This window comes from Nonomuraea sp. NPDC050451 (assembly GCF_044458585.1).
Genome location: NZ_JBITHZ010000002.1, coordinates 942,167 through 968,451, shown reverse-complemented (window position 1 = coordinate 968,451; position 26,285 = coordinate 942,167). Strand labels below are relative to the sequence as shown.

Here is a 26,285-nt window from a genome sequence, read left to right as displayed (position 1 = left end):
GGACACTTTTGGGGGAGGGAGGGCCCTGTGGACGTCACCGAACGGGGTGAATTGATCGTGGTCGGCTTCGCCGTACGCACCACTAATGCCGATGAGATGGATCCGTCGCGGGCGAAGCTGCCCGTGCTGTGGCAGCGGGCCGGAGCTCCGGGGGCCTTCGCGCACGTGCCGGGGCGGGTCGACGAAAACCTGTACGCGGTGCTGACCGACTACGAGAGCGACCACCACGGCGCCTACACGCAGATCGTCGGCACCGGCGTGCGCACCGTGCCGCGGTTGCCGGAGGGCATGGTGGCCGTACGCGTGCCTGCGGGCCCGTCGCTGCGGCTGGAGGTCCGCGGCCCGATGCCGCAGGCCCTGGTCGACATGTGGCAGCAGGTGTGGAAGCACACCGAGTCAGGGGGTACGCCGTCCCGCGCGTTCACCACTGACCTCGAGGTCCACCACCCGGGGGGAGTGGACCTCTACCTGGCCATCTAGAGACCGAGCGCGGCGGCCGCCGCGTCGACGGCCGCCGGCTTGACCTCCTCGACCGGCAGGTGCGCATATTCCACCGAACAGTCGGACATGCCGCCCAGCGCCACCGTCGCCCGGATGTGCTGCGCCTGTGTGAGCTCCGGGCCCAGCAGCAGCGCGATGATCTGCCGCCGCCAGTCGAACATGCGGGTGCCGAGGTCGAGGAAACCCAGCACGGACAGCTCCCGCACCATCATCGTGGTCACCTCGCGGTGCCGCCAGATCAGCTCGAAGTAGTCGTCGAGCAGCCGCCGGGCGTCGCCGGGCCGCCGCGTCGCGACGAACCGCTCGATGTCCTCCACCATCGGCTGGACGATGCTGCGTACGAGGTCGTCGCGCGAGGCGAAGTGGTAGTAGAGCGCGGGCTTGGTGATGCCCAGCCGGTCTGAGATCTGGCGCAGGCTCGTGTTCTGAACGCCCTGGGAGACGAACAGCTCACGGGCCACCTCCTGGATGCGCGTCCTCGTGTCACTGGGCATGGCTGAAGAATACCCCTTACCTATCGTTAAGTAAGCTGCTAGCCTGGCACTTACCATCCGTTAAGTAAGGAGGAATCATGCGGGTCCTCATCTCCGGAGCGAGTGTCGCGGGTCCGGCCCTCGCGTACTGGCTCACCAGGTACGGCTTCACCGTCACCGTCGTGGAACGGGCACCGGCGCTCAGGAAGACCGGCGGCCACGCCGTCGACCTGTTCAGGCCGGCGATGGACATCGTCGAGAAGATGGGCCTGCTGGAGCAGGTCACGGCCAAGAAGACCGGGATCGAGCGGCTCACGGTGCACCGGGAGGGCGAGTCGCGGCCCATCGAGCTGGAGCTGCGCCGCGTGATGAGCGCGGTCTCCGACCGGCACGTCGAGATCATGCGCGACGACCTGAGCGAGATCTTCTACGACGCCACCCGGCACGACGTCGACTACGTCTTCGGCGACTCCATCGCCTCGATCTCCGACGCCGGCGAGGTCGCCTTCGACAGCGGCAGGACGGACACCTTCGACCTGGTCATCGGCGCCGACGGCCTGCACTCGAACGTCCGCCGCCTGGTCTTCGGCCCCGAGTCGGACTTCACCACGTGGATCGGCGGCTATCTGGCCGTCGTCTCGGTGCCCGACCACCTCGGGCTCGACGGCCGGACGGAGGTCATCGCGGGGGCGGGCCGGATGGTCGGGATCGGTTCCGTGCAGAGGGACGACGCGCGGGCGGTGTTCCTGTTCAGGACGCCGCGGCAGCTCGACTACCACCACCGCGACGTCCCCCGGCAGAAGGAGCTGCTGCGCGAGCACTTCGAGGGGATGGGCTGGGAGGTGCCGCGGCTGATGGCGGAGCTGGACCGCACGCCCGTCTTCTACTTCGACTCGATCACGCAGCTGCGCATGGACACCTGGTCACGCGGCCGGGTGACGCTCGTGGGCGACGCCGGGTACTGCCCCGGTCCCGCCGTCGGCGGGAGCACGAGCCTGGCGGTCGTCGGGGCGTACATCCTGGCGGGGGAGCTCGCGACGTACGGCGGCGACCACACGCGGGCCTTCCCGGCGTACGAGGCCGAGATAGGCGATTACGTGCGCCGCAGCCGCACGTTCGCCATCAACGCGGCCAAGAAGATCGTCCCCGGCAGCCGGTTCGACCTCTGGGCGCTGGCCGCGATGGTGCGGCTGATCAACCACCTGCCGGTCGCGCTCACCACGGCGGCCGCCAAGATCAGCAGCAAGGGCGTGCGGCTGCACGACTCGATCGTGCTGAAGGACTACGCGAGCACCCCCTGGCCGCGGAGTTTCTCCGCTTCCTCCTGAGACAGCCCCCACCCCGAAAGGTCGGTGAGGCGGGTGGCGGGGGAGAGGTCCGGCGGTGGCGCGCCGAGCAGGCGGGGCGCGGGCACCGGCTGGGTGACGCCGCCGACCTCGACGAAGGAGCCCCGGGCGGCGTTGTGCGGGTGGTGGGGGGCCTCGGCCATGGACAGCACGGGCGAGACGCACGCGTCCGAACCCTCGAACAGCGCCTCCCACTCGGCCCGCGTACGCTTCCCGAACTCCTCGGCCAGGCGGGCCTTGAGCGCGGGCCACTGCGTCCTGTCGTTCCTGTCGGGCAGGTCGGTCAGCCCCATCAGGCTCACCATCGCGTCCCAGAACTGCGGCTCCAGCGAGCCCACGGCCACGAACTCGCCGTCGGCCGTCTCGTACGTGTCGTACTGCGGGGCGCCGGTGTCGAGCAGGTTGGTGCCGCGCGGCCCCCAGTAGCCGCCCTGCGCCGCCTGGTAGAACATCGAGAACAGGATCGACGCCCCATCGACCATGGCCGCGTCGATCACCCGCCCCTTGCCGGTGCGCTCCCGCTCGAACAGGGCCAGCAGCACCCCGTACGCCAGCATCAGCCCGCCGCCGGCGAAGTCGCCGAGGATGTTGATCGGCGGGGTCGGCGGACCGCCCTCGCGACCCAGCATCGACAGGACGCCGGAGATCGCGACGTAGTCGATGTCGTGGCCGGCGGTGGGCGCGAGCGGGCCGTCCTGGCCCCAGCCGGTCATCCGGCCGTAGACCAGCCGCTCGTTCACCGCGTGGAGGTCGTCGGGGCCGATGCCGAGCCGCTCGGCCACCCCCGGGCGGAACACCTCGATCACGACGTCGGCGTGCCGCGCCAGCTCCTTGAACGCGGCCACGCCCTCGGGGGACTTGAGGTCCAGCCCGATCGTGCGCTTGCCGCGGTCCATGACATCGCCGCGCGGCCGGTCGGAGACCGCCTTGACCCGGTCGATGCGCAGCACCTCGGCGCCGTGGTCGGCCAGCATCATCCCGGCGAACGGCCCAGGTGCGAGCCCTGCGAGCTCCAGTACGCGTACCCCGGCGAGCGGGCCGCTGTGAACGTCAGGCATCTCCCCAGTAGAACAACCTTCGGTGATCTGTCGCAAGCGGCCTTCGCGACCTTCCGGCGAAGAGGTGGGAGGTATGGGAAACTTGCCCACTGTGTTCGGGTGGTCAACAGGGGTAGGACATGGTTTCGGATAGCAACCGGCTCATCGCGGGACGCTACCAGTTAGTACGCGAACTGGGCCGCGGGGGCATGGGCGTCGTCTGGGAGGGGCAGGACACCCTGCTCAACCGGCAGGTCGCCATAAAGGAGGTGCTCCTGCCCGACGGGCTGTCGCCGGGCGAGCAGGAGCGCCAGCTTTTAAGGACCGCCCGTGAGGCCCGCACCGCGGCCAAGCTGAGCCATCCGTCCGTCGTCGCGATCTACGACGTCGTCGAGGAGGGCGGCCGTCCGTGGATCGTGATGGAGCTGCTGCGCCACCCCACGGTCGAGGAGGTCGTGCTCACCTCCGGCGCGCTCCCGGTGCGGGAGGCGGCCGAGCTGGGCCGGCAGGTGCTGTCCGCGCTGCGGTCCGCCCACGAGGTGGGCATCCTGCACCGCGACGTCAAGCCGAGCAACATCCTGATGGCCGAGGACGGCCGGGTCGTGCTCATGGACTTCGGCATCGCCACCGCCGAGGGCGACCCGTCGCTCACCAAGACCGGCATGGTCACGGGCTCGCCGAGCTTCCTCGCGCCCGAGCGGGTCCGCGCCGAGCACGCGGGACCGCCTTCCGACCTGTGGTCGCTCGGCGCCACCCTGTACGCGTGCATGGTGGGCCGCTCGCCGTTCGAGCGGGGCGACCCCATGTCGACGCTCAACGCGCTGCTCAGCGAGGAGCCCGACTATCGCAGGATCCCGCCGATCATGCATCCGATCCTGCGCGGGCTGCTGCAGAAGGAGCCGGAGCAGCGGGTCGACGCCGCGGAGGCCGACCGGCTGCTGCAGGCCATCCTCACGGCCAAGCCCGCGAGCGCCGACCGGGACGTGCCGGAGCGGAAACCGGGCGGCGGCCGGGGCCGTGCCGTGCTCGCGGCGGCCGCGGCGGCGGTCCTGGTGATCGCGGGCGGCTCGGTGGCGTACTTCAAGCTGGCGACCCCGGCGGAGGGCGCCCCGCGGCAGACCGCTCAGCCGGCCGCCGCGACCCGCCCGCTCACGCCGGCGGCCACGGACACGCCGGAGCCGAGCACGACACCCACCCCGACGCCCAGCGTGACCAGGGCCGTCCCGATCGTGCGCGCGTGGAAGTCGCGGGACGGCTGGTCCATCATGCGGCCCACCGGCTGGCGCGGGGCCCTCAAGGAGGCCTACACCGAGTGGACGCGCCGGGACCGGAACGCTCATCTCGGGGTGGAGGCCGTCTACGCCTCCGTCGACCCGCACCAGATCATGCGCGACGCGCAGGAGACCGTCGCCCAGAACGCCCAGAACGTCGTCAACCGCGGCCGCAGGGTTGTCGTGCACCAGGGCACGAAGGCCGTGGAGTGGGAGTTCTCCTGGACCGCGGGCACCGGGGGCGACGCCCCGTGGGCCACGCCGGGCACCCGGTACCACGAGGTGCGGCGGGCCGTCGCGGTCGGCGACACGGCGTACATCCTGTCCTGGACGGTCAACGAGGCCCAGTGGATGCGTAACAGGGGACTGATGCGTCAGGTGATCAGCAGCTTTACTGTGGGGGCATGAGCCCCTGGAACCTGCTCGCGCTGCCCCCGCTCCCCGAAGAGCTCATGCGCCACCTGCTCGCCCCGCTGGGCGACCAGGTGACCGTACGCGTGCCCGCGGCCCGCGACAGGGATGCGCTCCTGGCGGCGCTGCCGGAAGCGGAGATCGTGCTCGGCGACTGGACGGGCACGCTCGCGATGGACGCCGAGGCGGTCAAGGCCGCGCCCCTGCTGGCGTTCGTGCAGCAGCCGTCCGTGGGGGTGGACGGTCACGACCTCGACGCCCTGGCGGCGGCCGGGGTGCCGCTGGCCAACACGCCGGGTGTGAGCGCGGTGGCGGTCTCGGAGTGGTGCCTGGCGGCCACGTTTTCTCTGTCGCGCAAGCTGGGCGCCGCCGACGCCGCCGTACGCGCGGGGGAGTGGCCGCAGCAGGGCCTGCAGCCCTACGAGCTGCGCGGGCGCCGCGTCGGCATCGTCGGGTACGGCCCGATCGGCGCCACCTGCGCGGAGATGTTCCGCGCCCTCGGCTGCCACGTCTCCTACTGGACCCGCACGCCCCGCCAGGACCCCGGCTTCACGGACCTGCCGGAACTGGTCTCCGCCAGTGACGTGCTCGTCGTGGTGATCGCGCTGTCCGACGAGACCCGGGGCCTCGTCGACCCCGGCCGCATGAAGCAGGGCGCCCTGCTCGTGAACGCCGCGCGGGGCGGCGTCGTGGACCAAGGGGCGCTCGTCACGGCGCTGCGCGAGGGGCACCTGGGAGGGGCGGCGCTCGACGTCTTCGACGTGGAGCCGCTGCCGGCGGACGACCCGCTGAGGGACCTCCCGAACGTCCTGCTGTCGCCGCATGTCGCGGGCGTCACGCCGGAGGCCACGGGCCGTCTGCTCACGGCCACCCTGGACAATCTCGCCGCCGCCGTCGAGGGCCGTGAGGTGCACAACGTGCTCAACGGTGCAAGCTCTACGATCCGCAGAAAGTTTACGTAATCGCCTACCACTTAGGCATTTCACCTGTCACTATGAACAGTTTTCGTGTCTTTAACGACCCCGGTCTATTCGAGGTCGCTCACGGGAGATACCTTCTTACGGACGATCTCTACCAGCTCAAGGGGGTGCTTGCCGTGCCGACGAAGATGTCGACACACCAACGGGCAGTAGAGCAGATCCGGCAGTCGTACGCCGAGATCCCGGGCGGTGCCGCCCCTCGCCTGGCCAAGTCCACGTCCAACCTCTTCAGGTTCCGCGACGGGGGTAGGACGGCCAAGCTCTCGGCGAGGGATCTCGACGAAGTCATCAGCGTCGACCCCGAGACCATGACGGCCGAGGTCCAGGGCATGACGACGTACGAGCACCTGGTGGACGCCACGTTGCCGTACGGGCTCATGCCGTACGTGGTGCCGCAGCTCAAGACGATCACGCTGGGCGGCGCCGTGACCGGGCTCGGCATCGAGTCCACGAGCTTCCGGGACGGCCTGCCGCACGAGTCGGTCGAGGAGCTCGAGATCCTCACCGGTGACGGGCGCGTCGTCGTGGCCCGCGACGACAACGAGCACCGGGAGCTCTTCCGCGCGTTCCCCAACTCCTACGGCACGCTGGGCTACGCGCTGCGCATCCGGATCAAGCTCCGCAAGGTCCAGCCGTACGTGCATCTCACGCACGTCAAGTTCACGGACGCGGCCAAGTGCATGCTGGCCCTGCAGGAGATCTGCGACAGCATGGTGCACGACGGGGAGAACGTCGACTTCGTCGACGGTGTCTACTTCAACCCGGGGGAGATGTACATCACGGTCGGCCGGTTCGCCGAGCGTGCCCCTTATGTCTCCGACTACACGGGGATGCGCATCTACTACCAGTCCATCAGGCAGCGCAACCGCGACTGGCTGACCGTGCGCGACTACCTGTGGCGCTGGGACACCGACTGGTTCTGGTGCTCGCGGGCGTTCGGCGTGCAGCAGCCCGTCGTACGCTCCCTCATGCCGCGCCGCTGGATGCGCTCCGACGTCTACCGCCGCCTGGTGGCGCTCGACAGGAAGTACGGCGTCACGGCCCGCATCGACAGGTGGCGCGACCAGCCGGTGCAGGAGTCCGTGATCCAGGACGTCGAGGCTCCGGTCGAGCGGGGGGCGGAGTTCCTGGAGTTCTTCCACGACAAGGTGGGCATGACACCGGTGTGGATGTGCCCGCTGCGTTCGAACTCGCGCTGGCCGCTCTACCCTCTGGAGCCGGGCAGGCTCTACGTCAACTTCGGATTCTGGGGCATGGTGCCGTTGCCGCGGGGGCAGTTCGACGGCTACTACAACCGGCTGATCGAGCGCGAAGTGCACGAGCTCGACGGCCACAAGTCGCTCTACTCGACCTCGTTCTACGCTCGCGAGCAGTTCTGGCAGCTGTACAACGGCGACGCCTACTGGCCTGTCAAGCGGGAATACGACCCGAACGGTCGCCTGCTTGACCTCTACGAAAAATGTGTAGCGGGAAGGTGAGCTGTGGCGCTGGCAACCATCTTTGAGAAAATCGTCGGCACGGAAGCGAACGTCGCGTTCCAGGCTTACGACGGCAGCAAGGCAGGGCCGGACGGGGCGGACCTGGCCATCGAGGTCAAGTCGCCGATCGCGGTCGCGTACATGGCACAGGCGCCCGGAGAGCTGGGCCTGGCCAGGGCGTACATCTCGGGCCACATCGACGTGCACGGCGACATGTACACCTTGCTCGACCGCATGTGGAACATCACCACCAACGACCTGACCACCCAGGAGAAGCTCGCCGCCGTGCGCGCCCTGGGCGTCAAACCGCTCCTCATGCGGGTGCCGCCGCCCCCGCAGGAGATGCGTCAGAGCGCCCTGGCCAAACTGGGCTCCCGCCACGCCAAGCAGCGCGACGCCGAGGCCATCCACCACCACTACGACGTCTCCAACCGCTTCTACGAGTGGGTCCTGGGGCCGTCCATGGCGTACACGTGCGCCGTCTTCCCCTCGGAGGAGTCGACGCTCGAGGAGGCCCAGTACGCCAAGTTCGACCTGGTGGCCCGCAAGCTCGACCTCAAGCCGGGCATGCGCCTGCTGGACGTCGGCTGCGGCTGGGGCGGGATGGTCATGCACGCCGCCAAGCACTATGGCGTCAAGGCCCTCGGCGTGACGCTGAGCCGCCAGCAGGCCGAGTGGGCCCAGAAGGCCATCGCGGACGCGGGGCTGCAGGACCTGGCGGAGGTCCGCTTCATGGACTACCGCGACGTCAAGGAGTCGAACTTCGACGCGGTCAGCTCGATCGGCCTCACCGAGCACATCGGCAAGGTCAACGTCCCGTCGTACTTCGAGTTCCTGTACGGCAAGCTCAAGCCGGGCGGCCGGATCCTCAACCACTGCATCACGCGGCCGACCGGCAAGGAGAAGACGTTCAACAAGGGCGGCTTCATCAACCGGTACGTCTTCCCCGACGGCGAGCTGGAGTCGGTCGGCTGGCTGGTCAGGCAGATGGAGGACACCGGCTTCGAGATCCGCCACGAGGAGAACCTGCGGGAGCACTACGCCAAGACGCTGCGCCACTGGTGCGACAACCTCGACGCCAACTGGTCGGACGCGGTCGAGGAGGTCGGCATGGGCACGGCCCGCGTGTGGGCCCTGTACATGGCAGGCTGCATCGTGGGCTTCGAGCGCAACAAGGTCCAGCTCCACCAGGTGCTGGGCGTCAAGCTCGACAAGAACGGCCGCTCCAGCGTCCCCCTCCGCCCGTCCCTCAGCTGGCCCTGAAGCACGGCCTTCGCCTTGGGAGGCGCTACGCGCCATGCGAGCGCTCAGCCAGCGCCTCCCAAGGGGGCTGCCGCCCCCTTTCGATCCCCGCTCGCTGACCCCCGCCCGTTGCGTGGTTACGCGGTGGGCCTGCTGGAGCCCGCCCCAAAGCCCGCTCGCTGCGCTCGCTGGAGCCCTGGCGGGTTGCCCGGTTACCGGGTCCATTGGCCAAGCACACACCCAGAAGTGCTAACCGCGGCACCGGCAACGACGCCGTCCGAGAGGCACTCCGCCCCACCACACGAACTGGCCGACACCGCCGGCTGACGACACCCCATCCCGAGCCCGAACCGATCCCCAGAGCGCCGCACCCGCACAGTGACGCCTTTCGCGTGATGGCTAAGATCCGCGCATGTCCCGTTTCGAGGTGGCCACCCTGATCCTCGCGCCACCGCCGGTCGTCTTCGATGCGTCCTTGTCAGTCGAGCTGCACGCCTCCTCCATGCGTGGCTCGCGCGAGCAAGCAGTCGCGGGGGTTACTTCCGGACAGCTCACCCTGGGCGATCAAGTGACGTGGCGAGCGCGGCACCTCGGCTTCACGTGGCACCTGACCTCGACGATCAGCGCCTACACCCGTCCCTCGTACTTCGTCGACGAACAGGTAAGCGGCCCGTTTCGGTATTGGCGCCACGCACACACCTTCGAACCGACACACGACGGCGACAACAGCGTCGAGGCGACCCTTATGAAAGACATCGTCGACTTTGCCGCGCCCGCTGGTCCATTGGGCACTCTCGCCGATGCTCTCGTCCTGCGGCGTTACATGACCAAGCTGATCCTGCTGCGCAACGCGCACATCAAGGAGACGACCGAAACCGCCGTACAGTGAGAACCCCATTGTCGTCGGCGCGGCATCAATACCAGGCTCGGCTCCACGGGCGGACGGCCACCGGCCTTCGACCGCGACGCTTTACGCCGCCGGGCACAACAGCCCCTGATGCGCGGCGGCGCTCGGCATCGTCCATGGCCACCATCACGGGCACAGGCGAACCGCAGGCGGCCGTCGGAGGAGGTGCAGGTCGAGGCGAGGAAGCCGGGGACTGCGCCCGCCTCCTGGGGCGGTCCCGGACAACGGCCGGGGCGCGCCGCATCTCGACGCAGTCATACTGCGATGCGTGATCCTTGAAGAGGTACGCGTCCACCACCGCAGTGGGCAATGGTGCTCCGGTGTCCGAACCGGCGACAACATCGTGGCCTACGACGTCGAGATCCTTCCCCCGTGGCGGGTTCCCGGTCGGCCCACGACCGATCGCTGCTTCGTGATCGCCGACGAAGGGGTCCAGATCACCAGGCCGGTCACCTTCGTCGACGCACTCGAAGGCGGTTGGTACGTCGACCTGGTCGAACTGGAGGAAGCGGGCCCGAAGCGGCTGGTGGTCCACGACCTCTACGTGGACATCGTCGTGCCCCCGGTCAGCCGGCGCTACGAAGTCCTGGACCTCGACGAACTTGCCGGCGCGCTGCAGGACGGCGCCATCGATGCCGCCACCGCGGTCAGGGTTTTGCGTAATGCTCAGCGCTTCATCGACAAGCACCTGCGCGACCTGAACCAAGACCCGCCGAGCTCGTGGCCGGACTTCCCGCCGGCAGCCATTCAGAACCTGGCTGAGCTGCCGCCCTTCGACGTCGGATGAGGCTGAATCCTCCGCTCATGATCGCCCGGACAGCTCCTGGCCGACGGCACCAGACGATGGAACACTCCGCCGGAAACCAGTCGTGACAGCCCTCCATACGACGCCGCCGTTCACCATGGCTGAGGCCCAGTCCCGCAACCCCTGGTGATTCTCCCGGCCCGCGTGCTGCCTGCGGCCTTTTTCCGTCGCCACTCAACCATGCGGCCGACTGAAGTGTCCTTGGATGCCGGAGGTAGGAGTGGACGATCCGACGTTTGAAAGATTCGCGGCGCAGCGGCTGCCGGCGCTCTATCGCTACGCCATGGTCCTGACCCAGAACAGGCATGACGCCGAGGACCTGGTGCAGGAAGCGCTCACCCGTACTGGCCTGCGGTGGAATGCGATCAGGCGCAAGGACGACCCGGAAGGGTACGTCCGCACGGCCATGGTCCGCATCATGGCCAACCGCTGGCGGCGGCCGAAGCGCGAGGTGAGCGTGCCGGATCCCCCCGAGCCCGCGACGGAGGACGCGGGGCTGGAACGCCTGCTGGACGACGGCCTTCGCGCCAGGATCGCCGAGCTGCCTCCGCGCATGCGGGCCGTACTGGTGCTGCGTTACGTCGAGCAACGCGGCGATGAGGAGATCGCCCGGCTGCTCGGTTGCAGCCGCGGGACCGTCAAGAGCCAGGCGTCGCGGGGGCTCGCCCGGCTGCGTGAGGCCGTCAAGACCGAGGAGATCGAGCATGGATGACCTGGAACGCCGTCTCGCCGTGCTGCTCGGCGAGCCTTCCCTGGACGATCCGCCGCCCGGCCTGGCCGATCGGGTCCACCGGGCCGTGGCCGCGCGCCGCAGGAACAGGCGGGCCTTGGTGCTGGCCGTCGCGGCGGGGGCGACGGCGGTGCTGGTGGGCGCGCCCCTGGCCGTACGCGGTGGGAACGGTGACGCCGCGACGACGGCGAACCTGAGCCCGACCCCCGCATCGACCGCACCTTCCGAGCCGACCGTGACAGCGTCCGGGCCGCCTGCGCCGACCGTGACCGCGTCCAGGTGGCCCGAGCAGACCGTGACGCCCACCCCGGGCCAGGGGAACGTCAACCTGCCCGCCGGCGTCCACCTCGAACAGGCCCTGGGCCGGCTCATGAACGTGACGAGCGTAGTGGACGTCGAGAGCCGCACGGAGAAAGGCGAGCCGTTCGTGCCCGCGGCACTGGGCAGCGACGGGACGGTCCTGGGCACGACGCCCGACGGACAGGCGGCGGAGGTGGGCGCCGGCGGCGGCACCCCCAAGGAACTCGGCTTCCCGGCGCGGTCGGGGCTGGGGACCGCCACCGACTTCCGTACCTGGACGGAGCGGAACGGCTCGGCCGCCGACCAACGGTGTCGCGCGGCGGACGGGACCACCCGCACGATCAGCCCGCAGGGCACAGACCCGCGGGGGCAGGTCTGGGTGGACGGCGGCGTGACCGTCGGCAACGACGTCATGCGGCAGCCCTGGATGGCCAAGGGATGTGCGCAGGTGGGCACGGTCGTCAGGTCCGGGGACCCGGCGAGCGGGGTGGCGGTGGCGTTCTCCTACCCCGAGCTGTTCACCGCCGAGCGGGCGAACGACAAGGTGCTGCGCATCGTCGACGTCGAGACCGGCAGGGTGACGGCCGAGCATCCGCTGCCGGAGGGCGTGCGCGTACAGAGGATGGGCGATCCGGACCAGAAGTGGTACGCGGCGGCGTCCGGGAAGTGGTTCGCCTGGGTGGCCGGCAACACGCTGCGGTGGATGCCGCGCGACTCCTGGGGGACGGTGTCCGCGCTGCCCGGAGTTCCGACGCCGAAGAAGGGCGTCTCTCCCTGGATGACGGCGGGCAACCGGCTCATCACCTACAACACCGGGGCCACCTCGTTCGTGCTCGATCCGGTCACCGGCCGGCGGTTCAAGAGCCCGGACGTCGTCCTGGCGGCGGGCGATTGGCTGCTGTGGAGGTCCGGCGACGGCTACCGTCTGGCCAACCTCCGTTGAGGTCTGCGGCAGGCGTCCTGCTGGTGCTCGTCACGATCCCGACCGTTGCGAACCTGGCCGGCGGCGGCCCGACGTGGATCTGGACGCCGTCACTCCCCATGCCCCTGCTGCGTCTGGTCACGGAGGCGGGGCTGCTGGACGTCTGGCTGCTCGCCGACCTGCTCGCCGCCGTAGGTGTGCTCGGCGGGCTCGCGGTGGCGGCCACGGCCGTCGCGGAGCAGTTCGTGGCCGCGACGCTGCTGGCTCCGGTCGCCGCCGGCAGCCTCACCGCCGCGGCGACCGGGGCCCGGCTGCCTCTCTGGTACGCCCTCGCCTACACGGCCGGACTCGTGCTGGTACTGCGGGCGAGGCGCTGCACGAACCGGTGACGCGTGCAGGTGTCGCGGTCGAGCCGCCGCGCCGGATCCTGGCGCGGCGGCTCCCCGACGACCAGGACATCACAAGGTGGCGAGGTCCACGGCTTGCGCGATGGCGCGGTAGCCGGCGTCGTTGAGGTGGATGCCGTCGCCCGAGTCGTACTGCGGCCGGACGGAGTCGGGGTCGTCGGGCTGCCGGACCACGGCGTCGAAGTCGACGACGTGGTCGTAGGCGCCGCCGGTGCGGATCCAGTGGTTGACCTCGTCGCGGACGGCCTCCGCCGCCGGGCTGTAGGCGAGGGCGGCGCCCTTCATGGGCATCAGGGTGGCGCCGATGACCTCGATGCCTCTGGCGCGGGCGGCCTGGATGAGCCGCTTGTGGCCGTCGATGATCTGGCCGGCGGTCGCCTGATGGGGTTTGTTCCATTCGGCGAGGTCGTTGATGCCCTGCATGACGATGGTTGTGCGGACCCCGGGCCGGTCGAGGACGTCACGCCGGAAGCGGGCGAGGCCGTTCTGGCCGTACTCGGGGGAGTCGGTCAGCAAGCGGTTGCCGCCGATGCCGGCGTTGACCACGCCGAGGGATCGGCCGCGGTCGGCCAGGCGTTCGGCGAGGTGATCGGGGTAGCGGTTGTCGGCGCCGACCGTGGAGCCGACGCCGTCGGTGAGCGAGTCGCCGAAGGTGACCACCGTGCCGGCGCGGCGCGGGGCGGCGACGTCGATGCCGGTCAGGTAGTACCAGGAGTTGCTGGTGTCGGCGAACGCGTTGCCGGCGGTGTCGGCGAGGTGGTCGCCGGTGGCCCGGTAGGAGGTGGCCTGGGCGAAGTGGTGGAAGGTGGCCGGCCCGGTGGGCTGGGTGAAGCGCAGGGACACGGCCAGCTTGTCCAGCGGGCGGACCGGGAGGGGCACGGGATCGCTGAGGAGTTCGCGCCCCGGCGGGATGACGGTGCGCGGGTGGCCGGCGAAGGTCAAGGAACGCGGACGGCCCGTGGCTGCTCCCTGGAGGGCTCCGGCGATCGCGGCTCCGTCGACGGTCAGCGGAGTGGTGCCGTAGACGTTGGAAAGCTTCACGCGTACGGAGGTTCCGCCGGTGCTGACGCGGACGACTTGACGCAGCGTCTCGGGGCTCTGGCGGGCGAAGCCCTCCTGCGACCAGTTGGTGCCGTACCAGGGCGTGCTGGCGGTGGCTGGTTGAGCGGCGCTTCCCCAGGCGGCCGCCCATCGCCGGTCCGCGGCTTCGGCGGGGGTGACGGCCAAGGTCAGGGCGAGGGCGGCGGCCAGGGCAGGGATGGTGAGGGTACGCATGACGCTGTCGCTTTCACATGTGCTTTCAGAAGAAGGTGATCAGGCGGCCTTGACGGCGGACAGGTCGAACTCGAGCGTGATCTTCTCGGAGATCATCACGCCGCCCGTCTCCAGAACCGCGTTGTAGGTGATGCCGAAGTCCTTGCGGTTGATCACGATGCTGCCCTCGAAGCCGACCCGGGTCAGGCCCTGGGCGTCGATCGCGGTGCCGGTGTAGTCGAGGGGGATGGTGACCTGCCGGGTCACGCCGCGGATGACCAGTTCGCCGGTGACCTCGAAGCTGTCGCCGTCGATGTGCTTGACGTCGGTGGCGTCGAAGGTGATGTACGGGTGCGCGGCGGCGTCCAGGAAGTCGCCGGTACGCAGGTGGTCGTCACGAAGCTGGTTGCCGGTCTGGATGCCGGCCACGTCGAGGACCACGTGAACGGTGGAGGCGGCCGGGTCGCCCGCGTCCAGGGAGGCGGTGGCCTCCTTGACGGGGATGCTGCCGCGAACCTTGGTGACCATCGCGTGGCGGGCCATGAAGCCGAACCGGCTGTGCGCGGGGTCGATGGTGTAGGTGCCGGTGAGCTCGCTGGGGTACATGACGGTGCTCCGTTCCGAAGTAGTTCAGTGCTGGAAGATTCAATGGGAGAGTATCCCGACTTATTTCAGTACGCAACTTTCCAGCGCTCAATGATGCGAAGAGTGTTAGGCTATGAACAGATGACCAATTTGTTCATAGGGAGATAGAGTGTCGAACTCGACGCCAACCCGCTCTATCGGCGCCTGAGGTGCACCCCCAGGAGATGGCCGCCGCCGAGGAGGAGCTGCTCCAGTTCCTCGGCACCCGGCCCGGCCGTGAAGAAGGGCTCATCCATGCTGAATGACCTGCCGTACCTGTCGGCCGGTGAAGGACCACCCCTGGTCGTCCTGCTCTACACCCCGCAGGCGGCCAACCCGACGGGCCTGGCGCGCTGGTCCACCATGCGGCTGGTGCGACCGTTCACCAAAGATTTCACCGTCTACGTCGTCAATCGCCCACCCGGGCTGCCGCCGACCACGACGATGGCCGACCTCGCCGCCGTCTACGCGCGAGCGATCGCCACCACCTTCGAAGGCCGGGTGCGCATGCTGGCCATCTCCACCGGCGGCTCCATCGCCCTGCAGCTCGCCGCCGACCATCCCCACCTGGTCGACCGTCTCGTCCTGGCCGGTACGGCCTGCACCCTCGGCCCCGCCGGCCGGCGAGCCCAGCGCGGCTACATCGAACGCGCACGTCAGGGCAGGCGCCCCAGCCCCGCGCTGGCCGCGATCGTCACCGAATCGCCGATCGGCCGCGCACTGCTCAAAGGCCTGCTGTGGCTGGCGGACAGCGGCCAGGGGGACCACACCGACGCCGTCACCGTGCTCAACGCCGAGGACGGCTTCGACCTGCGCGGCCGGCTACACGACATCAAGGCGGCCACGCTGCTGATCCACGGGGAGAAGGATCTCGTCTACCCGCTGGACCTGGCCCGGGAGACGGTCGAAGGCATCCCCGAGGCCCGGCTCGCCGTCTATCCGGGTCGAAGCCACAACGCCACATTCACCGACAAGCGCTTCGCCCCTGACACGCTGGCCTTCCTCCTGGACGGTTGACCAACGAGCTCCTGTCAGAAAGGTTGCATCTCGTCGAGCACCGTTGCCGCGATTGCGATGATCGCCTCGACCTTCGGTATGTCGACGCGAACGTCGTCCGCGCTGAAACGCGGAGCACCCGGCCGCGGGTACTCGGCCTCGTTCCGTCGTCGGCGCATCCGGTCGAACGGCCGCAGGCTCTTGCCCAGTGGCGGATCGAGTTGCGCCACGACCGCTTCGTACACCGCGATATGACCGCCCCGGCTACTGGCCCTGAGGCCCTGATTCTCCAGGACGGCGCAGAGCGCCTTGCGGGCCGCGTCGTACAGCAGCTGGTAGGCCCCGATCGAATCCTGCTCCAATGCCAGGCGGGCCGTCGCCACGTGCTTCCCGGCCTGGTCGAGCAGCTCCTCGGCCTGCGAACGGCTCGCCGCGACCTTCTCGAGCTCGCCGCGGGCCAGCATGCCCTCGATCGCGGCCCGCCCTTGTTCCCACCTCATCGGTCCTCACCCTTGTCGATCGTGAGGCGTACGAGCGGCCGGGCCTTGACCGTCTCCAGAAAAGGATCCCCCTCCGAGGAGTCCCAATCCTCGCGACTCAGCCGGCGGATGTTCACCTCGCGGCCGAGCTGCCGCTCCGCGGCCCTGGCGGCATCGTAAAGCTCGTCCTCGTCCGCGGTGCCGATGACCAGGACGTCCACGTCGTTCGGCACCCTGCCCGGCTCGCCGGAGTAGCGTGCCGCCCAGGAGCCGTAAATGCAGGCCTCCTCGATGCCGGCGACGCCGGACAGTTGCTCGCCGAGCACGGCCACCGGGCCATAGGTCAGCGCGAGCAGCTCGGTCAGCGGGCGGGCCACGACCACGTTCGTGTCGGCGCTGACCATCCGCATGTTGCCTGCTTTCCGAGTGACCACCAGACCCGCCGCGGCCAGCCGATCGATCTCCCGGGTCACGGTCGAGGGCGAGACCTTGAACCTCGTGGCCAGCTCGACCTGTGAATACTCCTCGCCCGGGTGCAGGAACAACCAGGCCAGCAGCTCGCCCTGGAAGGGGGAGCGCAGCAACGGGAGCAGGACGGGTGGCGGTTGTTTCATGAACTGCAAGGTAGCTTGCAGGTTATGCAAGTTCAATGACGCACCGTCCCCTGATGGGGAGCGGCGCGTCTACTGCGACGGCTGCCGGTCTTTGGCGTGTTTCCCGCGACTGGTGCGGATCTCGTCCTCGGGGGAGTCCTCTTGGGGCTCTGGTAGCTCGTCCTTGGGACTATGGGGCTTGGCGTGCCTGCCCACGTGATCTCCTTTGGCGAACGTCGTTGCTAAGGGTGACCTTATGACTACAGTATGCATGGAAGCAAGAGTAAGATTCACGAATCCAGCAGGGCGAGCACGCGTCCGGCCTGGCGGTCGAGGGCGCCGGGGGGATTGCGGCGGGTGGCGGGGCCGCCGGGGCCGAGCATGAGGAGCCAGCCGAGCGCGAGCAGCCGCCGGAATTCGTGTACGCGGGCCGCCTCCGCCGGCGTCAGGTCGAGGTGGGCCAGGAGCAGGTCGCTGTCCAGGTCGCCGTCGACGTGGGAAATGTGCTCGGCGACCTCGGCGAGTTCGAAGGCGCGGTCGGCGAGCCCGGAGTCCTCCCAGTCGATGATGTGGACGCGGGCGGTGGCGGCGTTCGCCCCGGGGATGGCGTGGTGGAGGTGCGTGAGGGCGGTGGCGAGGGCGCGGACCTGCTCGGGGCCGGTGGGGAGGCCGCGGAGCGGGGTGCCGGGCAGGCGGCTCATGACCACGGTGGGCGGGGATCCGTCGAGGTCGGCGCGCACGGGAGTGGGCGCGAGGCCGGGGGCGTGCTCGGCGAGCACGTTGAGCGCGGCCCATTCGCGGCGGTGTTCGCCACGGTCCCACGAGCGGTATCGCTTGATCACGATGTCGTCGCGGATCTCGATGTCGTGCGTGGTGGACCGGCCGGCCGTCACGCTAGGACGCCAGGGATTTGAGGGTGCCCGTGAGGGCGTCCCAGCTTTCTTCGGCGTCCGGCGTGCGCCCGTGCGGCGAGCGGAACCACTCCACGAACTCCGCCACGTCGTCGAGGGCCCACCGCAGCCGGTAGAGCTCCAGCGCCGCCGGGTCCGGCGTGCGGCCGGTGGCGTCGGCGTAGCGGGTCAGGTCGTCGGCGTCCCTGGCGACCAGCCACAGGTCGCGTTCCGGCGCGGCCAGCCCCACCGTGTCCCAGTCGACCAGCAGCCACCGCCCGCCGGAACGCAGCAGGTTGCCCGGGTGCGGCTCGCCGTGCGTCACGACGGGCTCGCCGGTGCCGGCCGCCTTCCGGTCGAAGTCCGCGAGCCTGCGGCGCAGCACGTCGGCGTGGTCGGCGATCACCTCTCTGGCGGGCTCCGCGTACGGGCCGCCCAGCCAGGGCAGGCGCGTGTCCTGGAGCGCCTGCTCCAGCCCGGCCCGGCCCGAGAGCTCCAGGGGGCGCGGCGGAGTGGACAGGGGCGGTGGCGTGGCATGGAGGGCGGCGAGCAGGTCGATGATCGCGGCGCGGTCATCAGCCGGCTGCTCCTCGCCGAACTCGCCGGCGCGGCCGTCGGTGTAGGGGAAGACGCTCATCGCCCACCGGTGGCGGTCGAGCCGCAGGAGCGTCGCGCCGTCGGTGGTGCGCAGCGGCGCCACCACGAAGTCGAGCCCCGCCTCCGCCCGCAGCGCCGCGGCCGTGTCCATGGCCAGCCGGAGCCCGTCGAAGCCGCGCCGCCGTACGTCCGCGACCGTGATGAACCAGCGCCCGTCCGCGATCCAGTGGTAGTCGCCGAAGCCGACCGGCGCGTAGTCCAGCGTGCGTGCCCCGATGCCCCACGCGCCGAGCGCGGGCAGCAGCAGCCCCTCGTCGAACGAATCCGGCCTGTCCTGCATCCGGCCACGCTACCGATCCGGGCGGTTCAATTCAGCTGGATTAGCAGCTCGATGGCGGAGAGCGCGTCGGTCACCGTGTGATCGGCCAAGGCCCCGCCGGTGACTCCCCGGTCGATCCAGATCGTCCGCAGCCCCGCCCGGCGGCCGCCCGCGATGTCCTTCTCGGGGTCGTCGCCGATGGCCCAGCCGCCCGATTCCAGCGACGCGCCGCACCTGCGGGCCGCGATCTCGAACAGCCGCACGTCGGGCTTCCGCACGCCCTCCGCCCCGGAGATCGCCCAGCCGTCCACGCGGGTCGCGAGCCCCGTGCGCTCGATCTTGCCGGTCTGGTTGTCGGCCATCCCGTTCGTCGCTATGCCCATGACCCATCCGGCCGCCCGCAGCCGATCGAGCCCGTCGAGCACCTCGCCGGGGCAGTGGACCAGGTGCGGCAGCCGGGCCCGGTACGCCGCCCACAGCTCATCGGCCGGCTCGGCCAGCCCGAACCGCTCGCGTACCAGCCCGAAGAAGACGTCCATGGGTACGGACCCGTCCGCGTCCGCCTCCACCATCCACGCCACCGCCCCCTCGCCGAGCCCTCGCTCGGCGGCGAACTCGGCGGCCCACAGCTTGAAGGCGTCCAGCCGGTCGATCAGCGTGTTGTCCAGGTCGAAGATGGCCAGGCGTGGGGTCATGCGTTCCTCGCCGCGATGAGCTCGTCGGTGGCCGACCGGTACGCCGTCGCGGCCCGCTCGAAGTAGCCGAACAACGTGGCCCGCTCCGCCTCCGGATATCCCCGCAGCAGCTCGGCCAGCCGGGTCCTGGTCCCCGCCAGCACCTCGTCGAGCCGTTCCGGCCGGCCGGTCGACTCGACCATCACCTTGCGCCGGTCCGCGGGGTCCGGCGCGCGGCGCACGTACCCGCCCTGCTCCAGGCGGTCGATGAGCCGCGTCGTGGCGCCGGTGGTCAGCCCTGTCTGGGCGGCCAGTTCGCCGGAGGTGAGCGGCCCGGTGAGGTCGAGCAGGTTGAGCGCGTAGTAGTCGGTGGCGTTGAGCCCGGCGGCCTCGGCGGCGGCCAGGCTGTTGAGCACCATCGCGCTCAGGTAGCGCCGGAAGACGGCGCCCGGGTCGGTTGACAAGCCCAACTCCTCTTCCTTGAGTCGATATCTGAATGAGAGCAGAGGCTTAGCTAGTGCAAATAATATCAGAGCGAGTGGAAATGATCAGCCCTCGAGCCGGCCGCGCGGATGAGGAACGCGGCCCGCTCCTCGACCGGCGCCCGGGGCAGCGTGATCACCGAGTAGCCGTAGTCCGCGTAGGCCCCAACGACCGCGTCGTACGTCCGCTCGGCCTCCCCGAGGCTCTGCTTCCGCTCGCTGTCGTGCTCGTAGATCTCCGGCCACGGCGGCGCGGCGAACACGCGCCGGTGGTAGCGGTACGTCCGCGCCGCGTTGTCCAGGTGCCGCGGCACCGTACGCCCCAGCATGCGCAGGTATCCGATCGTGTCGACCAGCCCCCGATCGAAGACCACGGGCCCCGTCTCCGGGGCGGCGGCGTGGTAGGACCGCAGGTCCCACGACAGCATCAGCTCGGCGAACAGCCCCGGGTCCAGCCAGGGCAGCGCCGGCCCCGAGATCGCCACCTGGTCCCGGATGATCGCCCGCCCGGCCTCCGGCTGCACCCGGAACCCCAGCGACGCCAGGTGCTCGACCAGGGTGCTCTTCCCGGCGCCCGGCCCTCCGGTGATGACGACGTATCCGTCCGCCACGAGACCTCCAAAAGAAAGGCGCGGGCAGAGTGCCCGCGCCTGAGGGAAAGGACTCGACCGGTTACCGCAGCTCGCGCTTGAGGATCTTGCCCGTGGCCGTCATCGGCAGGGAGTCGCGGAACTCGACGATCCGGGGATACTTGTAGGCCGCCATGTTGTCCTTGGCCCAGGCGATCAGCTCGTCCTCGGTGATCGCCGAGCCGGGCGCGGGGATGACGTACGCCTTGATCTCCTCGCCGTGGGACTCGTGCGCGACCCCCACCACGGCGGCCAGCGACACGGCCTCGTGGGTCATCAGGACCTCTTCGAGCTCCCGCGGATAGACGTTGAAGCCGCCACGGATGATCATGTCCTTGGCCCGGTCGATAATGGAATAGTAGCCGTCCGCGTCACGGGTCGCGATGTCGCCCGTTCGGAACCAGCCGTCCTTCATCACCTCGGCCGTCGCCTCCGGGCGGCCGTAGTAGCCCTTCATGATGTTGTGGCCGCGGATGGCGATCTCGCCGGGGCCCTCGCCCTCGACGGTCTTCCAGTCGCCGTCGACCAGCTTCATCTCCACGCCCCAGATCGGGGTGCCGATGGTGCCGGGCTTGGTGGGGCGGCCGAGCTGGTTGAAGCTGGAGACCGGGGACGTCTCCGACAGGCCGTACCCCTCCAGGATGCCGATCCCGAAGGTGCGCTCGAAGTCCTTGAGCACCTCCACCGGCGAGGATGCGCCGCCCGCGACGGCGACGCGCAGGGAGCGGGGCACCTCCGCGCCGTCCGCGTGGATCTTGGTGAGCATGCCCCAGTACATCGTCGGCACCCCGGCGAAGAACGTGACGCCCTCCTTGGACATGAGCGCCAGCGCGTCGCCCGGGTCGAAGCGCGGCAGCAGCACGACGGTGGCGCCGCGCAGGAAGCCGGTGTTCATGACCACGGTCTGGCCGAAGGAGTGGAACAGCGGCAGGACCGCCAGGTACGTGTCGCCCTCGTCGGAGCGGGGGAACATCTTGTCGGAGACCATGGCGTTCAGCAGCATGTTCTGGTGGCTGAGCTCGGCGCCCTTGGGCTGGCCCGTGGTGCCCGAGGTGTAGAGGATCACCGCGGTGTCGTCCGGCGCCGTCTGCACGGTCTCGAACTCGCCCGCCATGCCGCCCAGGGCCGCCCAGATCGACTCGCCGTACTCGGACTCGGTCGCGAGCGGGGTCGCGGGCAGCACGAAGAAGTGCTCGCAGCCCTCCGCGGCCTCGAAACCGGCCTTGCCGCGCTCGCCCAGCGGCAGCTCGGGGGTGCCCTCGAAGCAGAAGAAGGCCTTGGCGTCGCTGTCGCCGAGATGGTAGGTGATCTCCCGCGACTGCAGCAGCACGTTGAGCGGCACCACCGTGGCGCCGACCTTCAGGATGCCGAAGTAGACGAACGGGAAATACGGCAGGTTGGGGCACGCCAGCGCCACCTTGTCCCCCTTGCCGACACCGCGGGCGACCAGGAGGTTCGCGACCTGGTTGGCAATGGTGTCGATCATGGAGTACGGCAGTCGCATGTCGCCGAAGACGATGGCGGTGCCGTCAGGGGTGTTCCTGGCGCTGTCCTCCAGGACGGTCGACAGGTTGAGCATGACGCCTTCCTCCTCAAAGCCGGGGCTTGGGCGCCATCCTCGCAGGACCCCATACCGACCGGTAGGGGCAAACTTCGTTTGCCCCCTGCGATGGGCCGCTGAACGCGGCCCATCGTAGGTAACGGAGGTCACAACTGCGTATGGACGTGTCGCCCGGCCTGGAGTAAGCAAGTACCAAGTTACTTGGAGGAGCCATGGAGTACGACTACGTGATCGTCGGGGCGGGATCCGCCGGGTGCGTGCTGGCCAACAGGCTCTCGGCCGACCCCGGCGTGACGGTCGCGCTGGTCGAGGCGGGCGGCCAGGACGACAAGCTGGAGATCCGCATGCCCGCGGGCTTCGCCAAGCTGTTCAAGACCGACTACGACTGGAACTACACCACGGCCAAGCAGAGCGAGATGTCGGGCCGCGAGCTCTACTGGCCCCGGGGTCGCGTGATCGGCGGCTCGTCCTCGCTCAACGCCCAGATGTGGGTGCGCGGCTGCCGGAACGACTACGACCAGTGGGGCATCCCCGGCTGGTCCTACGGCGAGGTCCTGCCGTACTTCACCAGGGCCGAGCACCGCGTCGGCAGCAACGACGGCGGCGTCTACGGCACCTCCGGGCCCCTCTACATCTCCGAGTTGCGCAGCCCCAACGTCACCACCGCCGCGTTCCTCAAGGCGTGCGACGAGCTCGGGCTCACCCGGCTCAAGGAGCTGAACGGTCCCTCCAACGAGGGCTACTGTCCCACCCCCGTCACCCAGAACCGGGGCCGCAGGTGGAGCTCGGCCGACGCCTACCTGCGCCCGGCCAAGGGCCGGCCCAACCTCCACGTGATCACCGGGGCCACCGTGGACCGGGTGGTGTTCGACGGTCGGCGCGCGATCGGCATCGAGCACAGCGGCGGCGCCCAGGTCAGGGCCAAGGCCGAGGTCATCCTGTCCGCGGGCGCGATCGGGTCCCCCTATTTGCTGATGCGCTCCGGCGTGGGCGCGCCCGACGAACTGCGCGACGCCGGGGTCACGGTCGTGCACGAGCTGCCCGAGGTCGGCAAGAACCTCCAGGACCACCTTTCGAGCGGCGTGTTCGTCGAGTGCAAGCAGCCGGTGACGCTGACCAAGGCCGAGTCGATCAGCAACCTGCTGCGTTACATCGTGCTGCGCTCCGGCATGCTCACCACGAACGTGGGCGAGGCGGTCGCGTTCATCAGGACCTCGGCCGAGGAGCCGGCTCCCGACATCGAGCTGATCTTCGCGCCCGTGCCGTTCGTCGACCACGGCCTCGCCCCGCCGACCGGCCACGGGCTCACGGTCGGGGTCGTGCTGCTGCAGCCGGAGAGCCGTGGCAGGATCGGGCTCAACGGCCGGGACGTGGTCATCGACCCCGCCTACCTGAGCGCGGAGGCCGACGTCAAACGCCTGGTCGCGGGGCTGAAGACGGCCAAGCAGATCTTCGCCACGGCCGCGATGAAGCCGTGGGCGGGCGGGCCGATGGCGCCGTACTGGGCACCGGAGAGCGACGAGGAGCTCGCGCAGTGGGTGCGCGAGCGCGGCGAGACGCTCTACCACCCGGTCGGCACCTGCCGCATGGGGACGGACGACGCCTCCGTGGTCGACCCCTCCCTGCGCGTACGCGGAGTCGACGGGCTCAGGGTCGTCGACGCGTCAGTAATGCCGACGTTGAACCGCGGTCACACCCATGCCCCGGCTATCATGATCGGCGAAAAGGCAGCCGATCTGATCGGGAAGCACCGGTAAGAGCCCCTTGACGTAAGTGGGCACTTGCAGAAGGCTTGTGTGATATGACACTGTCCGCTGACCTGGACCTGTCGCAGATCCCGTTCTGGGGGCTGCCGCAGTCCGAGCGCAATGAGGCCTTCCGCAGGCTGAGACAGCTGGACCGCCCGGTCTTCATGCGGGAGCAGATCGTGCCGTTCATCGGCGGCGGCCCCGGCTTCTACGCCCTCGTACGCCACGCCGACGTGACCGAGGCCAGCAGGAACGCGGCCGTGTTCAGCAGCGAGCCCTGCTCCAACAGCATCCCCGACATGCCGCGCTGGCTGAGCGTGTACTTCGGCTCCATGATCAACATGGACGACCCGAAGCACGCGCAGTTACGACGGATCGTCTCCAGGGCCTTCACGCCGCGCATCCTGGCCAAGATGGAGGAGGACCTGGCCAGGGCCGCCGCCGAGATCGTGGACGAGGCGATCGAGCAGGGGCCGGACGACTTCGTCGCGCAGGTGGCCGCCAAGCTCCCCGTACGGGTCATCTGCGACATGATGGGGATCCCGGTCGAGTTCCATGACATGGTGCTGCAGCAGACCAACGTCATCCTGGGCAACGCCGACCCCGAATACACCGGTGTCGGCACCGACCTCACCCGCCGCAACGTCGCCAAGGGCCTGGCCAAGCTGCTGCGCGCCGGCTACTCCCTCAACCGGCTGGCCGCCCGCCTGGGCGACGAGCGGCGCAAGCGCCCCACGGGCGACCTGGTCAGCCTGCTGGTCAACGGCGAGGAGCGGCTCAGCCCGCAGCAGCTCGGGTCGTTCTTCATCCTGCTCGTGGTGGCGGGCAGCGAGACCACCCGCAACGCCATCGCGCACGGCCTCAAGCTCTTCACCGAGCACCCCCACCAGCGCGCGATCCTGCTGAACAACTTCGACGGCCACATCGTCACCGCCTGCGACGAGATCATCCGCTACGCCACGCCGGTGATCCAGTTCCGCCGCACGCTGACGCAGGACCACGAGATGAACGGCATGCGGTACAAGAAGGGCGACAAGGTGCTGCTCTTCTACAACTCCGCCAACCGAGACGAGGCTGTCTTCTCCGACCCTGACACCTTCGACATCACCCGCGACCCCAACCCGCACGTCGGCTTCGGCGGGCCCGGGCCGCACTACTGCCTGGGCGCGCACCTGGCGCGCAGGGAGATGACCGTGATGTTCCGCGAGCTGTTCACCCGCGTGCCGCACATCAAGGCCGTGGGCGAGCCCGACCACCTGCTGTCCAACTTCATCAACGGCATCAAGCACATGAGCTACACCTTCTGACCGGCGCGCCGGAGCAGCGCCACCGGCAGCAGCGCGCCGGCCAGCGCCAGCCCGGCCGCCACCAGCAGCATCGAGGCGACCCCCGCCCGGTACGGCGCCGCCAGCACCGCCACGCCCACCGCCGTGCCGACCTGCTTGACCGTGTTCACGACGCCGGTGGCCATCCCGACGCGGTCCATCGGCGCGGTCAGGCCCACCTGGTTGGCGACGACGTTCCCGGCGCCCAGGCCCAGGCCGCCCAGGAACAGCCCGAACATGATCGGCGTCCACGGGTCGGCCGCGGGGATGCTCATGACCAGCAGCGCGACCGCGATCAGCGCCGGGCCGGCGGCGATGAGCACGCCCATCGGCCACCGGTGCAGCACCCGGCCGATCGCGACGGGCCCGATGACGGCCGCCGCGCTGAAGGCCAGGAAACGCGTGCCCGCCTCGACGGGGCTGGTGTGCAGCTCGCCCTGCACGTACAGGGTGAGGTAGGTGAACGCGCCCAGCAGCGCGGCCAGCATGAGCAGCGTCGTTCCCGAGCCGACCGCGAACACCCCGTTCCTGAAGAGCCCGAAGTCGATCATCGGCTCGGCCGAGCGCCGTTCCACGACCACGAACGCCGCCAGCAGCGCCAGCCCCACCACCAGCAGCCACGGGAGGTCGTGGATGAGCGCCGGGATGATCGCGAACAGCGCCGCCGCGACCAGCACGATCCCCGCGGGGTCGAGGTGGCCCCTGCCGCGCGACTCCGCCACCCGCTGCCGCAGCGCCACCAGCACGAACGCGCCGATCGGCAGGTTGATCAGGAAGATCGCCCGCCAGCCGAACGCCCCCGTCAGCGCCCCGCCCACGACCGGGCCCAGGGTCATGGCCAGGCCGGAGACCGCGCTGAAGATCCCGAGCGCCTTGCCCCGCTCCGGCCCCTCGGGGTAGACGGAGGCGATCAGCGGCGTCGTGGTCCCGTACAGCGCCGACGCGCCCAGGCCCTGCACGCCCCTGGCCAGGTCGAGCAGGGGCGCCGTCGGCGCCAGGGCGCAGGCCAGCGAGGCCAGCGTGAAGACCGACACCCCGACGGTCAGCAGCCGGCGCCGGCCGTAGCGGTCGGCCAGGACCCCGGCGGGTAACAGGATTGCGGCCAGCGTGAGCGCGTACGCGTCCACCACCCACTGCACCTCGGGCAGGCTCGCCCCCAGGCTGGAGCGGATGTCGGGCAACGCGATCGTCACGGCGGTCAGGTCCACCACGACGAGCACGATGGTCAATGACGCGAGCGCGAGCACCCATCCCCGCCGCATGAGTTCTCCTCTGTGAGACAGGCCCCTTCGAGTAGTGGTACT

General features: G+C 69.8%; 27 protein-coding genes. 14 read left to right on the top strand and 13 right to left on the bottom strand.

The window, feature by feature from the left end:
* Nucleotides 1-27: 27 nt before the first annotated feature.
* Nucleotides 28-480 carry a GyrI-like domain-containing protein gene (locus tag ACIBI9_RS10470; protein WP_397221673.1) on the top strand — a complete coding sequence of 151 codons (453 nt, stop codon included), beginning with the start codon at nucleotides 28-30 and terminating at the stop codon, nucleotides 478-480.
* Here the strand turns inward: ACIBI9_RS10470 and ACIBI9_RS10465 are convergent.
* The gene (locus tag ACIBI9_RS10465; RefSeq protein ID WP_397221672.1) at nucleotides 477-995 is read right to left on the bottom strand and encodes a TetR/AcrR family transcriptional regulator; all 519 of its coding nucleotides are present in this window, start codon (nucleotides 993-995) and stop codon (nucleotides 477-479) included. The genes ACIBI9_RS10470 and ACIBI9_RS10465 overlap by 4 nt on opposite strands.
* Nucleotides 996-1,072: 77 nt before the next feature.
* Between ACIBI9_RS10465 and ACIBI9_RS10460 the strand changes: the two genes are divergently transcribed.
* Nucleotides 1,073-2,302, top strand: a complete 1,230-nt coding sequence (locus tag ACIBI9_RS10460; protein WP_397221671.1) for an FAD-dependent monooxygenase — start codon at nucleotides 1,073-1,075, stop codon at nucleotides 2,300-2,302.
* Here the strand turns inward: ACIBI9_RS10460 and ACIBI9_RS10455 are convergent.
* Nucleotides 2,257-3,378 carry a CaiB/BaiF CoA transferase family protein gene (locus tag ACIBI9_RS10455; RefSeq protein ID WP_397221669.1) on the bottom strand — a complete coding sequence of 374 codons (1,122 nt, stop codon included), beginning with the start codon at nucleotides 3,376-3,378 and terminating at the stop codon, nucleotides 2,257-2,259. The genes ACIBI9_RS10460 and ACIBI9_RS10455 overlap by 46 nt on opposite strands.
* A 119-nt stretch (nucleotides 3,379-3,497) precedes the next feature.
* On the opposite strand from ACIBI9_RS10455, the gene ACIBI9_RS10450 reads away from it, so the two are divergent.
* From ACIBI9_RS10450 to ACIBI9_RS10410, 9 genes are all read left to right on the top strand, one after another.
* The gene (locus tag ACIBI9_RS10450; RefSeq protein WP_397221668.1) at nucleotides 3,498-5,036 is read left to right on the top strand and encodes a serine/threonine-protein kinase; all 1,539 of its coding nucleotides are present in this window, start codon (nucleotides 3,498-3,500) and stop codon (nucleotides 5,034-5,036) included.
* Complete coding sequence (locus tag ACIBI9_RS10445; RefSeq protein ID WP_397221666.1) at nucleotides 5,033-6,001, top strand: NAD(P)-dependent oxidoreductase; 969 nt, start codon at nucleotides 5,033-5,035, stop codon at nucleotides 5,999-6,001. Before ACIBI9_RS10450 ends, ACIBI9_RS10445 begins: the two co-directional genes overlap by 4 nt.
* A gap of 146 nt (nucleotides 6,002-6,147) precedes the next feature.
* Complete coding sequence (locus ACIBI9_RS10440; RefSeq protein ID WP_397221665.1) at nucleotides 6,148-7,497, top strand: FAD-binding oxidoreductase; 1,350 nt, start codon at nucleotides 6,148-6,150, stop codon at nucleotides 7,495-7,497.
* A 3-nt stretch (nucleotides 7,498-7,500) separates the two neighbouring features.
* Nucleotides 7,501-8,760, top strand: coding sequence for a class I SAM-dependent methyltransferase (locus tag ACIBI9_RS10435; protein WP_397221664.1), 1,260 nt, complete (start codon nucleotides 7,501-7,503; stop codon nucleotides 8,758-8,760).
* A 391-nt stretch (nucleotides 8,761-9,151) separates the two neighbouring features.
* Nucleotides 9,152-9,628, top strand: a complete 477-nt coding sequence (locus tag ACIBI9_RS10430) for a cyclase (RefSeq protein ID WP_397221663.1) — start codon at nucleotides 9,152-9,154, stop codon at nucleotides 9,626-9,628.
* 361 nt (nucleotides 9,629-9,989) lie between these two features.
* The gene (locus ACIBI9_RS10425) at nucleotides 9,990-10,433 is read left to right on the top strand and encodes a DUF402 domain-containing protein (protein ID WP_397221662.1); all 444 of its coding nucleotides are present in this window, start codon (nucleotides 9,990-9,992) and stop codon (nucleotides 10,431-10,433) included.
* A 223-nt stretch (nucleotides 10,434-10,656) separates the two neighbouring features.
* On the top strand, nucleotides 10,657-11,163 hold the full coding sequence (locus ACIBI9_RS10420) for a SigE family RNA polymerase sigma factor (protein ID WP_397221661.1): 507 nt from the start codon (nucleotides 10,657-10,659) through the stop codon (nucleotides 11,161-11,163).
* Entirely contained in the window at nucleotides 11,156-12,424 is a 1,269-nt protein-coding gene (locus ACIBI9_RS10415) for a hypothetical protein (protein ID WP_397221660.1), read from the top strand. Before ACIBI9_RS10420 ends, ACIBI9_RS10415 begins: the two co-directional genes overlap by 8 nt.
* On the top strand, nucleotides 12,421-12,792 hold the full coding sequence (locus tag ACIBI9_RS10410; RefSeq protein WP_397221659.1) for a hypothetical protein: 372 nt from the start codon (nucleotides 12,421-12,423) through the stop codon (nucleotides 12,790-12,792). The genes ACIBI9_RS10415 and ACIBI9_RS10410 overlap by 4 nt, the downstream gene beginning before the upstream one ends.
* Nucleotides 12,793-12,861: 69 nt before the next feature.
* Here ACIBI9_RS10410 and ACIBI9_RS10405 read toward each other — a convergent pair whose 3' ends face one another.
* Both ACIBI9_RS10405 and ACIBI9_RS10400 read right to left on the bottom strand, forming a co-directional pair.
* Complete coding sequence (locus tag ACIBI9_RS10405) at nucleotides 12,862-14,085, bottom strand: SGNH/GDSL hydrolase family protein (protein ID WP_397221658.1); 1,224 nt, start codon at nucleotides 14,083-14,085, stop codon at nucleotides 12,862-12,864.
* Between the two features lie 39 nt (nucleotides 14,086-14,124).
* The gene (locus ACIBI9_RS10400) at nucleotides 14,125-14,670 is read right to left on the bottom strand and encodes a YceI family protein (protein WP_397221656.1); all 546 of its coding nucleotides are present in this window, start codon (nucleotides 14,668-14,670) and stop codon (nucleotides 14,125-14,127) included.
* Between the two features lie 273 nt (nucleotides 14,671-14,943).
* Here ACIBI9_RS10400 and ACIBI9_RS10395 point away from each other — a divergent pair, with 273 nt between their 5' ends.
* Nucleotides 14,944-15,705: an alpha/beta fold hydrolase gene (locus ACIBI9_RS10395; protein WP_397221655.1), complete on the top strand. Its 762-nt coding sequence runs from the start codon at nucleotides 14,944-14,946 to the stop codon at nucleotides 15,703-15,705.
* A gap of 14 nt (nucleotides 15,706-15,719) precedes the next feature.
* Here ACIBI9_RS10395 and ACIBI9_RS10390 read toward each other — a convergent pair whose 3' ends face one another.
* The 8 genes from ACIBI9_RS10390 to ACIBI9_RS10355 all read right to left on the bottom strand — a co-directional run bounded on the left by ACIBI9_RS10390 (nucleotide 15,720) and on the right by ACIBI9_RS10355 (nucleotide 21,926).
* Entirely contained in the window at nucleotides 15,720-16,184 is a 465-nt protein-coding gene (locus ACIBI9_RS10390; protein ID WP_397221654.1) for a hypothetical protein, read from the bottom strand.
* A complete protein-coding gene (locus tag ACIBI9_RS10385) occupies nucleotides 16,181-16,777 on the bottom strand; it encodes a winged helix-turn-helix domain-containing protein (protein ID WP_397221653.1) in 597 nt (198 codons plus the stop codon). The genes ACIBI9_RS10390 and ACIBI9_RS10385 overlap by 4 nt, the downstream gene beginning before the upstream one ends.
* A gap of 269 nt (nucleotides 16,778-17,046) precedes the next feature.
* Complete coding sequence (locus ACIBI9_RS10380) at nucleotides 17,047-17,649, bottom strand: hypothetical protein (RefSeq protein ID WP_397221652.1); 603 nt, start codon at nucleotides 17,647-17,649, stop codon at nucleotides 17,047-17,049.
* 1 nt (nucleotide 17,650) lies between these two features.
* The gene (locus tag ACIBI9_RS10375) at nucleotides 17,651-18,583 is read right to left on the bottom strand and encodes a phosphotransferase (RefSeq protein WP_397221651.1); all 933 of its coding nucleotides are present in this window, start codon (nucleotides 18,581-18,583) and stop codon (nucleotides 17,651-17,653) included.
* 26 nt (nucleotides 18,584-18,609) lie between these two features.
* Entirely contained in the window at nucleotides 18,610-19,257 is a 648-nt protein-coding gene (locus ACIBI9_RS10370) for an HAD family hydrolase (protein WP_397221650.1), read from the bottom strand.
* Nucleotides 19,254-19,700, bottom strand: coding sequence for a MarR family winged helix-turn-helix transcriptional regulator (locus ACIBI9_RS10365; RefSeq protein ID WP_397221649.1), 447 nt, complete (start codon nucleotides 19,698-19,700; stop codon nucleotides 19,254-19,256). Before ACIBI9_RS10365 ends, ACIBI9_RS10370 begins: the two co-directional genes overlap by 4 nt.
* 65 nt (nucleotides 19,701-19,765) lie before the next feature.
* Nucleotides 19,766-20,329, bottom strand: coding sequence for an AAA family ATPase (locus ACIBI9_RS10360; RefSeq protein ID WP_397221648.1), 564 nt, complete (start codon nucleotides 20,327-20,329; stop codon nucleotides 19,766-19,768).
* A gap of 61 nt (nucleotides 20,330-20,390) precedes the next feature.
* Nucleotides 20,391-21,926 (bottom strand): long-chain fatty acid--CoA ligase, encoded by a 1,536-nt coding sequence (locus tag ACIBI9_RS10355; protein WP_397221647.1) that lies wholly within the window; start codon nucleotides 21,924-21,926, stop codon nucleotides 20,391-20,393.
* A 194-nt stretch (nucleotides 21,927-22,120) separates the two neighbouring features.
* Here ACIBI9_RS10355 and ACIBI9_RS10350 point away from each other — a divergent pair, with 194 nt between their 5' ends.
* Entirely contained in the window at nucleotides 22,121-23,665 is a 1,545-nt protein-coding gene (locus tag ACIBI9_RS10350; RefSeq protein ID WP_397221646.1) for a GMC family oxidoreductase, read from the top strand.
* Between the two features lie 44 nt (nucleotides 23,666-23,709).
* Nucleotides 23,710-24,963: a cytochrome P450 gene (locus ACIBI9_RS10345; protein ID WP_397221645.1), complete on the top strand. Its 1,254-nt coding sequence runs from the start codon at nucleotides 23,710-23,712 to the stop codon at nucleotides 24,961-24,963.
* Here ACIBI9_RS10345 and ACIBI9_RS10340 read toward each other — a convergent pair.
* Nucleotides 24,951-26,243 (bottom strand): MFS transporter, encoded by a 1,293-nt coding sequence (locus ACIBI9_RS10340; protein ID WP_397221644.1) that lies wholly within the window; start codon nucleotides 26,241-26,243, stop codon nucleotides 24,951-24,953. The genes ACIBI9_RS10345 and ACIBI9_RS10340 overlap by 13 nt on opposite strands.
* Nucleotides 26,244-26,285: the final 42 nt, after the last annotated feature.

Excerpts from the sequence above, each read along its gene's own strand:
- ACIBI9_RS10465 (WP_397221672.1), bottom strand. The coding sequence starts at position 995 with ATGCCCAGTGACACGAGGACGCGCATCCAGGAGGTGGCCCGTGAGCTG.
- ACIBI9_RS10460 (WP_397221671.1), top strand. The coding sequence starts at position 1,073 with ATGCGGGTCCTCATCTCCGGAGCGAGTGTCGCGGGTCCGGCCCTCGCG.
- ACIBI9_RS10455 (WP_397221669.1), bottom strand. The coding sequence starts at position 3,378 with ATGCCTGACGTTCACAGCGGCCCGCTCGCCGGGGTACGCGTACTGGAG.
- ACIBI9_RS10450 (WP_397221668.1), top strand. The coding sequence starts at position 3,498 with ATGGTTTCGGATAGCAACCGGCTCATCGCGGGACGCTACCAGTTAGTA.
- ACIBI9_RS10445 (WP_397221666.1), top strand. The coding sequence starts at position 5,033 with ATGAGCCCCTGGAACCTGCTCGCGCTGCCCCCGCTCCCCGAAGAGCTC.
- ACIBI9_RS10440 (WP_397221665.1), top strand. The coding sequence starts at position 6,148 with ATGTCGACACACCAACGGGCAGTAGAGCAGATCCGGCAGTCGTACGCC.
- ACIBI9_RS10430 (WP_397221663.1), top strand. The coding sequence starts at position 9,152 with ATGTCCCGTTTCGAGGTGGCCACCCTGATCCTCGCGCCACCGCCGGTC.
- ACIBI9_RS10420 (WP_397221661.1), top strand. The coding sequence starts at position 10,657 with ATGCCGGAGGTAGGAGTGGACGATCCGACGTTTGAAAGATTCGCGGCG.
- ACIBI9_RS10415 (WP_397221660.1), top strand. The coding sequence starts at position 11,156 with ATGGATGACCTGGAACGCCGTCTCGCCGTGCTGCTCGGCGAGCCTTCC.
- ACIBI9_RS10405 (WP_397221658.1), bottom strand. The coding sequence starts at position 14,085 with ATGCGTACCCTCACCATCCCTGCCCTGGCCGCCGCCCTCGCCCTGACC.
- ACIBI9_RS10400 (WP_397221656.1), bottom strand. The coding sequence starts at position 14,670 with ATGTACCCCAGCGAGCTCACCGGCACCTACACCATCGACCCCGCGCAC.
- ACIBI9_RS10395 (WP_397221655.1), top strand. The coding sequence starts at position 14,944 with ATGCTGAATGACCTGCCGTACCTGTCGGCCGGTGAAGGACCACCCCTG.
- ACIBI9_RS10390 (WP_397221654.1), bottom strand. The coding sequence starts at position 16,184 with ATGAGGTGGGAACAAGGGCGGGCCGCGATCGAGGGCATGCTGGCCCGC.
- ACIBI9_RS10385 (WP_397221653.1), bottom strand. The coding sequence starts at position 16,777 with ATGAAACAACCGCCACCCGTCCTGCTCCCGTTGCTGCGCTCCCCCTTC.
- ACIBI9_RS10375 (WP_397221651.1), bottom strand. The coding sequence starts at position 18,583 with ATGCAGGACAGGCCGGATTCGTTCGACGAGGGGCTGCTGCTGCCCGCG.
- ACIBI9_RS10370 (WP_397221650.1), bottom strand. The coding sequence starts at position 19,257 with ATGACCCCACGCCTGGCCATCTTCGACCTGGACAACACGCTGATCGAC.
- ACIBI9_RS10355 (WP_397221647.1), bottom strand. The coding sequence starts at position 21,926 with ATGCTCAACCTGTCGACCGTCCTGGAGGACAGCGCCAGGAACACCCCT.
- ACIBI9_RS10350 (WP_397221646.1), top strand. The coding sequence starts at position 22,121 with ATGGAGTACGACTACGTGATCGTCGGGGCGGGATCCGCCGGGTGCGTG.
- ACIBI9_RS10345 (WP_397221645.1), top strand. The coding sequence starts at position 23,710 with ATGACACTGTCCGCTGACCTGGACCTGTCGCAGATCCCGTTCTGGGGG.
- ACIBI9_RS10340 (WP_397221644.1), bottom strand. The coding sequence starts at position 26,243 with ATGCGGCGGGGATGGGTGCTCGCGCTCGCGTCATTGACCATCGTGCTC.